We start from the raw sequence: 9,722 nt of genomic DNA, 5'->3' as shown, positions 1-9,722 counted from the left end.
ACCTGACAGATCTCGATGTCATCAACCAAAGGAACCCACGACCCGACCGGACAACCGACCAGGCCACGGGGATGTGTTACTTGGCACTGACTTTCGGCACGCTGTTGAGTTCTCAAGGAACGGACGCACACCAACTCCACCCTTCCGGGCTTCGTCGATCGCGGCTTGTCCTACTGTACGCCCGCAACGGGGGCTCCTGCTGGGGCCTTCCCGCTCGCCCTCCCGGGCCGTGCGGCGCGCAGAGAAGAAGTTACGTGGCTGTCGTACCCGTGTCAAACCGGCTCCGCCGTGACGACCGACACCGTTCCGAGACCGGCGTGTCACCTGGCGTTCACACGGGCGCCGCCGCCGGCTACCGGCCCGCGGACACCCGCTGGACACCGGCGACCGACCGCTTCCCGCGGCGCAGCACGAGCCACCCGCCGGGGAGCCAGGCGTCCTCACCGGGCACGGCGTCGGCGTCGGTCACCCGCTCGTTGTTGAGGTACGCGCCGCCCTCCTTCACCGTCCGGCGGGCCTCGGACAGGCTCGCGACCAGACCGGACCGCTGCAGCAGCTGGGCGACGGTCGGCGTCTCGCCGTCGACGGTGACGCTGCCGGCCTCCCGCAGGGCGGCGCCGAGCGTCTCGGCGCCGAGCGTCGTGAGGTCGTCCCGGCCGAAGAGCGCCCGGCCGGCCGCCTCGGCCTGGCGCAGCTCCTCCGGCCCGTGCACCAGCGCGGTCAGCTCCTCCGCCAGAGCGCGCTGCGCCGCCCGGGAGGACGGTCGCTCGGCGCTCTCGGCGAGGATCGCCTCGACCTCCTCGGCCGGGCGCTCGGAGTACAGCGGCAGCCAGGCGCGGACGTCGGCGTCGTCGGCGTTGAGCCAGAACTGGAAGAACGCGTAGGGCGAGGTGAGCGCCGGGTCGAGCCACACCGCGCCGCCCTCGGTCTTGCCGAACTTGGTGCCGTCGGACTTGGTGACCAGCTGGGTGGACAGGGCGTGCACGGTCGCGCCCTCGACCCGGCGCACGAGGTCGATGCCGGCGGTGAGGTTGCCCCACTGGTCCGAGCCGCCGGTCTGCAGCGTCACGCCGTGGCGGCGGAACAGCTGCAGGAAGTCGTGGGCCTGCAGGATCTGGTAGCTGAACTCGGTGTAGCTGATGCCGGCCTCGGAGTTCAGCCGCGCCGCGACGGCCTCCTTGGCGAGCATCCGGCCGACCCGGAAGTGCTTGCCGAGGTCGCGCAGCAGGTCGATGGCCGACAGCGGCTCGGTCCAGGTCAGGTTGTCGACGTAGACCGGCGCGGCCAGGCCCTCGCGCTCGGCGGGCAGCTCGAGGAAGGGCGAGAGCTGGCGGCGGATGCTGTCGACCCAGCCGGCGACGGTCGCGCGGTCGTTGAGCTGCCGCTCCGCGGTGGGCCGGGGGTCGCCGATCAGCCCGGTGGCGCCGCCGACGAGGACGACCGGCCGGTGCCCGGCGCGCTGCAGCGCCCGCAGCACCATGACCTGCACCAGGTGGCCGACGTGCAGGCTCGGGGCGGTGGGGTCGAAGCCGCAGTAGTAGGTGACCGGGCCGGCGGCGAGGTGCGCGCGCAGCGCCTCCTCGTCGGTGCTCTGGGCGATGAGCCCGCGACGGTGCAGCTCGGACAGGACGTCGGTCACGGGTGCCCATCCTGCCCGGCGGCGCGACGGCGGCGCTGCCCACCCGGGCGGAAGGCGCTCACCGACGGCGCGCCGGTCTCCCAAAACCGCCACGGCAGCTCGGTGGCCCGGCTGATCCCCACCCGCGGACCGGCCGACACGGCCGACGGCGGTGCGCCGGCGTGCAGCCGCACCGGCGACGACGGGTCCAGGACGTCGGCGCCGCCGTCCTCCGGGCCGATGGCGAGCGCGGCGGTGAGCCGCGCCGGGCCGCGGGCGAGGTCGCGCGGCACCTTCGCCGAGGGCCGGCGGGTGGCGGCCACCGACTCCCCCACGATGACCTCGCCGGCCCGCAGGAGCACCGCCGAGCCGCGACCGGCGGGCCCGACGACGACGTTGGCGCACCAGTGCACGCCGTAGCTGAAGTAGACGTAGAGCCGTCCGGGCGGGCCGAACATGATCGCCGCGCGGGGGGTCGGCCCGCGGTGGGCGTGCGAGGCGGGGTCCTCGCCCTCCCCCGAGTACGCCTCCACCTCGGTCAGCCGCACCGCGACGGTGCCCTCGGGCCGCTCGGTGACCACCCAGCAGCCCAGCAGTGCCGGCGCGACCGCGTCGACCGGCCCGAGCAGCTCCCCCGCCGTCAGCAGGCGGCCCGCGGACCTCAGAGCGCGGCCGCCACGGGCGACCCGGCCGACCAGCGGCCGTGCGCGGCGACGACGTCCTTGAGGGCGGCGAGCTGCCCGGCCACCCGCGCCGGCGCCGTCCCCCCGCGGGTGTCGCGCGCCTCGAGCGCCCCCCGGACCGCCAACACCGCGCGCACCTCCGGGGTGAGCCGCTCGTCGATGCCGGCGAGCTGGTCGTCGTCGAGCTCGTCGAGCTCCAGGCCGGCCTCCTCGCAGAAGGAGACCATCGCGCCGGAGATCTCGTGCGCCGAGCGGAACGGGACGCCCTGCCGGACCAGCCACTCGGCGACGTCGGTGGCGAGGGCGAAGCCCTGCGGCGCGGCGGCCTCGAGGACCTCGGCGCGCAGGGTCAGCGTGGCGATCATCCCGGTGACCGCGGGCAGCAGGAGCAGCAGCTGCTCGAGGGAGTCGAAGACCGGCTCCTTGTCCTCCTGCAGGTCGCGGTCGTAGGCCAGCGGCAGGCCCTTGAGCATCGTCAGCAGACCGGTGAGGTTGCCGACGAACCGGCCGGACTTGCCGCGCGCGAGCTCGGCGATGTCGGGGTTCTTCTTCTGCGGCATGATCGACGACCCGGTGGCCCAGGCGTCGTCGAGCCGGGCCCAGCCGAACTCGGTGGAGGTCCAGAGCACGACCTCCTCCCCCAGCCGGGAGAGGTGCACGCCGATCAGGGCGGCGGCGAAGCAGAACTCCGCGGCGAAGTCGCGGTCGCTGACGGCGTCGACGGAGTTGTCGGCCGCGCGGTCGAAGCCGAGCTCGGCGGCGACGGCGTCGGGGTCCAGCGGCAGCGACGACCCGGCCAGCGCTCCGGAGCCCAGCGGGCTGACGGCGGCCCGGCGGTCCCAGTCGGACAGCCGGTCGACGTCGCGGGCGAACGCGTGGGCGTGGGCGAGCAGCTGGTGGCTGACGAGCACCGGCTGGGCGTGCTGGAGGTGGGTCATGCCCGGCGCGGGGACGTCGAGGTACCGCTCGGCGAGGCCGAGCAGCGCGTACTCCAGCGAGGCGAGCTCGCCGACCAGCGCCCGCACGTTGTGCCGCAGGTACAGCCGCAGGTCGGTGGCGACCTGGTCGTTGCGGGACCGACCGGCGCGCAGCTTCCCCCCGAGCGGGCCGAGCTTGCCCAGCAGGCCGCGCTCGAGCGCCTCGTGCACGTCCTCGTCGGCCTCGACGGGGCCGAAGGTGCCCGCCGCGACCTCCGCCGACAGCTCGGTGAGTGCGCCGACCAGCTGCGCGAGCTCGTCGTCGGTGAGCAGGCCGGCGCGGTGCAGCACCCGGGCGTGCGCGCGCGAACCGGCCAGGTCGTAGGGCGCCAGCCGCCAGTCGACGTCGGTGGACTTCGACAGCGCCGCCATGGCCGGCGACGGCCCGCCGCCGAAGCGGCCGCCCCAGAGCCGGGTCGGCGAGGCGGGGGCGGACGGGTCGGTCACGGGGCGGTTCCTCCGGGCGGGTCGTCGGTGAGGTCGGTGTGCAGCTCGGGGTAGACCGCCGGCGTGCGGGCGGCCAGCGCGCGCAGCCGCTCGGCCAGCGCCGGGCCGCCGTCGGGGTCGCGGGAGACCACGAGCAGCGTGTCGTCCCCGGCGATGGTGCCCAGGACGTCGGGCAGTCCCACCTTGTCCAGCGCCGAGGCGAGGAACTGCGCCGCCCCGGGCGGGGTGCGCAGCACGGCCAGGTTGGCGCTGCCCTCGGCGCTGGTGAGCAGGTCGGCCAGCAGCCGGGTGAGCCGGGCCGGCGCGGTCTGCGCCGGGCGCAGCGGGGCGTTCTCCGGCGGCAGCACGTAGGACGCCGGTGCGCCGTCGGTGCCGCGGAGCTTGACCGCGCCGAGCTCCTCCAGGTCGCGGGAGAGGGTGGCCTGGGTGACCTCGACGCCCGAGGCGGCCAGCAGCGCCGCGAGCTGGGTCTGCGAGCTGACCGGCTGGGCGGTGATCAGCTCGGCGATGCGGGCCTGGCGCGCCGAGCGGGTGAGCGCTCCGGTCACCCGGACCGCTCCAGGAGTCGGTGGGAGCCGTCGGAGGCACCTGGCCGGGACGGTGCGGTCATGAGGATCGCTCCACGAGCCAGGTCAGCAGCGCCTTCTGCGCGTGCAGCCGGTTCTCGGCCTCGTCCCAGACGGCGCTCTGCGGCCCGTCGATGACCGCTGCGGCGATCTCCTTGCCGCGGTAGGCCGGCAGGCAGTGCAGGACGACGGCGCCGGCGGCGGCCCGGTCGAGCGCCGCCTCGTCGACGGCGTAGGGCCGGAACGGCGCGATCCGCGCCTCGTACTGGCCCTCCTGGCCCATCGACACCCAGGTGTCGGTGGCGAGGACGTCGGCGCCGTCGGCGGCGGCCGCCGGGTCGGCGGTCCACTGCACCGACCCGCCGGTCTCCGCGGCGATCTCCCCCGCCCGCTTCAGCACGTCGGGGGCGGGCTGGTAGCCCTCCGGCGAGCCGATCCGCACGTGCAGGCCGGCGGTGGCGCCGCCGAGCAGGTAGGAGTGCGCCATGTTGTTGGCGCCGTCGCCGAGGTAGGCCAGCGTCCGCCCGGGGAGCGAGCCGTGGACCTCGGCGACCGTCTGCAGGTCGGCCAGGACCTGGCAGGGGTGGAAGTCGTCGGTGAGCGCGTTGACCACCGGCACCCGGCTGGTGGCGGCCATCGTCTCGAGCCGGTCCTGGCCGAAGGTGCGCCACACGATCGCGGCCACCTGCCGGTCGAGCACCCGGGTGGTGTCCTCCACCGGCTCGCCGCGGCCGAGCTGGCTGGTGCCGGCGTCGACGACCAGCGGGTACCCGCCGAGCTCGGCGACGCCGACCGAGAACGACACCCGGGTGCGGGTGGAGGGCTTGTCGAACACGACCGCGACCGCCCGCGGCACGCCGTTCGGGGCCCGCAGCGGGGTGGGGGCGGCGTCGGTGTGCCGGGTGCGCTTGAGCTCGGCGGCCAGCGCGAGGACCTCGGCCTGCTCGTCGGGGGTGAGGTCGTCGTCGCGGGTGAGGTGCCGGGTCACTGGTCGGTCTCCTGCAGGGCGGTGTCGAGGGCGGCCGGCAGCGCGGCGACGAAGGCGTCGACCTGGGCGTCGGTGACGACCAGGGACGGCGCCAGGCGCAGCACGTCGGGCGCGACGGCGTTGGTGAGGAAGCCGGCGTCGCGCAGCGCGGCCTCCAGCGCGGCGGCGACCGGCGCGGTGAGGACCACGCCGAGCAGTGCGCCCCTCCCCCGCACGCCGGCCACGCCGGCGTGCCCGAGGCCCTCGACGCCGGCGGAGAACCGGTGCTCGAGCTGCTTGGCGCGCTCGAGCAGGCCCTCGTCGCGGATGGTGTCGAGGACGGCGAGCGCGGCCGCCGCGGCGATCGGGTTGCCGCCGAACGTGGAGCCGTGCGAGCCGGCGGTCATCAGGTCGGCGGCGTCGCCGAAGGCCAGGGTGGCGCCGAGAGGCAGCCCGCCGCCGAGGGCCTTGGCCAGGGTGACCAGGTCGGGCTGCAGGCCGTCGGCCTGGTGGGCGAACCAGTGGCCGGTGCGGCCGGTGCCGGTCTGCACCTCGTCGACGGCGAACAGCGCGCCCGCGGCCCGCGCCGTCTCCGCCGCGGCGGCGAGGTACCCGGCGGGCGCGGGCAGCACGCCGCCCTCCCCGAGCACCGGCTCGAGCAGCACCATCGCCGTCGCGTCGCCGACCGTGCCGGCCAGCGCGGCGGCGTCGCCGTAGGGGACGTACCGGACGCCACCGGGCAGCGGCGCGAAGGCCGCGGCCTTGGACGGCTGGCCGGTGAGCGCCAGCGCGCCCATCGTCCGGCCGTGGAAGGCGCCCTCGGCGGTGACCACCTCGGGCCGCCCGGTCAGCCGGCTGATCTTGAACGCGGCCTCGTTGGCCTCGGCGCCGGAGTTGCAGAAGAACACCCGCCCGGGCCGGCCGGCCAGCTCCAGCAGCCGCTCGGCGAGGACGACGCCGGGCTCGTGCATCGCCAGGTTGGACACGTGCCCGAGGGTCTGCGCCTGCCGGGTGATCGCCTCGGTCACCCGCGGGTGCGCGTGGCCGAGGATCGTCGTCGCGATCCCGCCGAGCAGGTCGGTGTACTCGCGGCCGTCGACGTCCCAGACGACCGCGCCCGCGCCGCGCGCCAGCGCGACCGGCGGCGTCCGGTAGTTGCCCATCATCACCGCCGACCAGCGGCCGGCCAGCTCCTCGGTGCGGGTCATGCCGGCTCCTCCCCGGTCGGTGCGTCGGTCGCGGCGGCGGCGGGGACGACCATCGTCCCGGTGCCCTCGGTGGTGAACATCTCCAGCAGCAGCGCGTGCGGGGTGCGGCCGTCGACCACGGTGGCCCGCCGCACGCCGCCCTCGACCGCCCGCAGGCAGGCGGCCATCTTCGGGACCATCCCCGCGTCCAGGGTGGGCAGGATCTCGGCCAGCTCGACGGTGTCGATCTTCTGCACCAGCGAGTCGCGGTCGGGCCAGTCGGCGAAGAGGCCCTCGACGTCGGTGAGGACGACGAGCTTGACCGCGCCCAGCGCCACGGCCAGCGCCGCGGCCGCGGTGTCGGCGTTGACGTTGTGCACCACGCCGTCGCGGTCGGGCGCCACGGTGGCCACGACCGGGATCTTGCCGCGCTCGAGCAGCGCGGTGACCGGCGTGGGGTCGACGGCGACGACGTCGCCGACCAGGCCGACGTCGACCGGCTCGCCGTCGACGACCGCCGCCGTCCGCTCGGCGGTGAACAGCCCGCCGTCCTCCCCGGACAGGCCGACCGCGAGCGGGCCGTGCTGGTTGACCAGGCCGACCACCTCCGGGGTGACCTGGCCGGTGAGCACCATGCGGACGACGCCGACGGTCTCCTCGTCGGTCACCCGCAGGCCGCCCCGGAACTCGCTGTCGATGCCGAGCCGGCCGAGCATGCCGGTGATCTGCGGCCCGCCGCCGTGCACGACGACGGGCAGGATGCCGCAGGTCCGCAGGAAGACCATGTCCTCGGCGAAGGCCCGGCGGCACGCGTCGTCGACCATCGCGTGCCCGCCGTACTTGATCACCACGACGTTGCCGTGGAACTCCTTGAGCCAGGGCAGCGCCTCGGTGAGGACCGCGATCCGGCGGGCGTCGCCCTCGGGGTCGTGGGTGCGCATGACCCGCCGGGTGCCGATGCGCCGGCGCGGCGGTGGCGGCGCCTCGTCGACCCGGACGTCGGGGGGCGTGGGGTCCTCGTGGGTGTCCTGGGGGGTCGCGTCGGCGGTCACGTCGAGTACGCCGAGTTCTCGTGCACGTAGGCGATGGACAGGTCGTTGGTCCAGATCGTGGCCTGCTCGGTGCCGGCCCGGAGGTCGACGTCGATGGTGACCGCCCGGCCGGTGAGGTCGACGCCCTCGCGGGGGTCGCCGATCGCGCCGCCCCGGCAGACGGTGACGCCGTTGATGGTCACGTCGACCCGGTCGGGCTCGAAGGCGGCGTCGGTGGTGCCGATCGCGGCGAGCACCCGGCCCCAGTTCGGGTCGTTGCCGAACAGCGCGGTCTTGAGCAGGTTGTTGCGCGCGCACGCCCGGCCGGCGGTGAGCGCGTCCTCGACGGTCGCCGCGTTCCGCACGGTGATCGCGATGTCCTTGGTCGAGCCCTCGGCGTCGGCGAGCAGCTGCATCGCCAGGTCGGTGGCCGCGGCGGTGAGCGCCTCGGTGACCTCGGCGGCGGTCGGGGTGACCCCGCTCGCGCCGTTGGCCATCGCGACCACGGTGTCGTTGGTGGACAGGCAGCCGTCGGAGTCGACGCGCTCGAGGCTGACGCCGGTGGCCGTCTTCAGCGCGTCCTGCAGCACGGCCGGTTCGACCACGGCGTCGGTGGTGAGGACGACGAGCATCGTCGCGAGGCTCGGGGCGAGCATGCCCGCGCCCTTGGCCATGCCGCCGACCGACCAGCCGTCCCGCTCGACGACCGTCGTCTTCGGCACGCTGTCGGTGGTCATGACGGCCCGCGCGGCGTCGGGGCCGCCGTCGGCCGACAGCGACTTCGCCGCGTCGGTGACCCCGGGCAGCAGCCGGTCCATGGGCAGCCGGACGCCGATGAGCCCGGTGGAGGCCACCGCGACGTCGATCGCGCCCAGCCCGAGCTCGGCGGCGGTGTGCTCGGCGGTGGCGTGGGTGTCACCGAAGCCGTCGGTGCCGGTGCAGGCGTTGGCGCCCCCGGAGTTGAGCACGACCGCCCGCAGCCGCCCGTCGAGGAGCACCTGCCGGCTCCACAGCACCGGCGCGGCCGGGAACCGGTTGGTGGTGAAGACGGCGGCGGCGGCGTCCCGCGGACCGTCGTTGACGACCAGGGCGACGTCGGGCGCGCCGGAGCTCTTCAGCCCCGCGGCGACGCCCGCGGCCCGGAACCCCTGCGGTGCGGTGACGCTCACGGGGCCACCCCCACGACCGGCAGGCCGGTGGTCTCGGGCAGACCGAGGGCGAGGTTGGCGCACTGGAGAGCCGCGCCCGCGGTGCCCTTGGTCAGGTTGTCGACGGCGGCGACGACGACCAGCCGGCCGGCGTCGGGGTCGACGGCGACCTGCAGCGCGACGGTGTTGGCGCCGAGCACCTGCGCCGTCGTCGGCCACTGGCCCTCGGGCAGCAGGTGCACGAACGGCTCGTCGGCGCAGGCCTTCTCGTAGGCGGCCCGGACGTCGGCCTCGTTCGCACCGCCGGCCAGCGGGGCGGTGCAGGTGGCGAGGATGCCCCGGCTCATCGGCACCAGCGTCGGGGTGAAGCTGACGGTGACGTCCCGGCCGGCCGCCCGGGAGAGGTTCTGCACCATCTCGGGCGTGTGCCGGTGCACCCCGCCGACGCCGTAGGCGGTGACCGACCCCATGACCTCGCTGCCGAGCAGGTGCGGCGCGGCCTTCTTGCCCGCGCCCGAGGTGCCGGAGGCGGCGACCACGACGACGTCGGGCCCGGCCACACCGGCGGCCAGCGCGGGCGCCAGGGCCAGGGTGACCGCCGTCGGGTAGCAGCCCGGGACGGCGATCCGGCGGGCCCCGGCCAGCCGCTCGCGCTGACCGGGCAGCTCGGGCAGGCCGTAGGGCCAGCTCCCGGCGTGCGCCGAGCCGTACCAGCGCTCCCAGGCGGCCGGGTCCTCGAGCCGGTGGTCGGCGCCGCAGTCGATCACCAGCGTGTCCTCGGGCAGGGTCGCGGCGACGGCGGCGGACTCCCCGTGCGGCAGGGCGAGGACGACGACGTCGTAGCCGGCGAGGTCCTCCGGCGCGCTGGGCCGCACCTCCAGGTCGGCGAAGGGCAGCAGGTGCGGCTGCAGCTCGCCCAGGCGTCGGCCGGCGCTCGAACTGGCGTGCACCCCGGTCAGCCGCAGGTCAGGGTGCCCGGCCAGCAGCCGGACCACCTCTCCCCCGGCGTACCCGGTGGCGCCGGTGACCCCGACCGTCCACGTCCGCGCTGCCCTCATGATGCATGACCATACATGGCCGTGCATGACCTTCCACAGT

General features: G+C 75.6%; 9 protein-coding genes. All 9 read right to left on the bottom strand.

What is annotated here, in order from left to right:
* Positions 1-352: 352 nt before the first annotated feature.
* From tyrS to argC, 9 genes are read right to left on the bottom strand one after another with little or no spacing between them, the layout of a single operon-like run.
* Entirely contained in the window at positions 353-1,639 is a 1,287-nt protein-coding gene (gene tyrS / locus ACI78U_RS11000; RefSeq protein WP_456875345.1) for a tyrosine--tRNA ligase, read from the bottom strand.
* On the bottom strand, positions 1,636-2,247 hold the full coding sequence (locus ACI78U_RS10995; protein WP_456875347.1) for a DNA-3-methyladenine glycosylase: 612 nt from the start codon (positions 2,245-2,247) through the stop codon (positions 1,636-1,638). Before ACI78U_RS10995 ends, tyrS begins: the two co-directional genes overlap by 4 nt.
* Before the next feature lie 32 nt (positions 2,248-2,279).
* Positions 2,280-3,725 (bottom strand): argininosuccinate lyase, encoded by a 1,446-nt coding sequence (gene argH, locus ACI78U_RS10990; RefSeq protein WP_456875344.1) that lies wholly within the window; start codon positions 3,723-3,725, stop codon positions 2,280-2,282.
* Complete coding sequence (locus ACI78U_RS10985) at positions 3,722-4,273, bottom strand: arginine repressor (RefSeq protein ID WP_456875343.1); 552 nt, start codon at positions 4,271-4,273, stop codon at positions 3,722-3,724. Before ACI78U_RS10985 ends, argH begins: the two co-directional genes overlap by 4 nt.
* Before the next feature lie 58 nt (positions 4,274-4,331).
* On the bottom strand, positions 4,332-5,279 hold the full coding sequence (gene argF / locus ACI78U_RS10980) for an ornithine carbamoyltransferase (RefSeq protein ID WP_456875342.1): 948 nt from the start codon (positions 5,277-5,279) through the stop codon (positions 4,332-4,334).
* Positions 5,276-6,466 carry an acetylornithine transaminase gene (locus ACI78U_RS10975; protein WP_456875341.1) on the bottom strand — a complete coding sequence of 397 codons (1,191 nt, stop codon included), beginning with the start codon at positions 6,464-6,466 and terminating at the stop codon, positions 5,276-5,278. The genes argF and ACI78U_RS10975 overlap by 4 nt, the downstream gene beginning before the upstream one ends.
* Positions 6,463-7,497, bottom strand: coding sequence for an acetylglutamate kinase (argB, locus tag ACI78U_RS10970; protein WP_456875340.1), 1,035 nt, complete (start codon positions 7,495-7,497; stop codon positions 6,463-6,465). Before argB ends, ACI78U_RS10975 begins: the two co-directional genes overlap by 4 nt.
* Complete coding sequence (gene argJ / locus ACI78U_RS10965; protein ID WP_456875339.1) at positions 7,494-8,645, bottom strand: bifunctional glutamate N-acetyltransferase/amino-acid acetyltransferase ArgJ; 1,152 nt, start codon at positions 8,643-8,645, stop codon at positions 7,494-7,496. The genes argB and argJ overlap by 4 nt, the downstream gene beginning before the upstream one ends.
* Positions 8,642-9,682: an N-acetyl-gamma-glutamyl-phosphate reductase gene (gene argC, locus ACI78U_RS10960; RefSeq protein WP_456875338.1), complete on the bottom strand. Its 1,041-nt coding sequence runs from the start codon at positions 9,680-9,682 to the stop codon at positions 8,642-8,644. Before argC ends, argJ begins: the two co-directional genes overlap by 4 nt.
* Positions 9,683-9,722 lie beyond the last annotated feature (40 nt).

This window comes from Geodermatophilus sp. SYSU D00710, from assembly GCF_054050195.1.
The sequence above is the reverse complement of the archived record's forward strand: the minus strand, read 5'-3'. Positions and strand labels throughout refer to the sequence as shown.

Excerpts from the sequence above, each read along its gene's own strand:
- ACI78U_RS10975 (WP_456875341.1), bottom strand. The coding sequence starts at position 6,466 with ATGACCCGCACCGAGGAGCTGGCCGGCCGCTGGTCGGCGGTGATGATG.
- argC (WP_456875338.1), bottom strand. The coding sequence starts at position 9,682 with ATGAGGGCAGCGCGGACGTGGACGGTCGGGGTCACCGGCGCCACCGGG.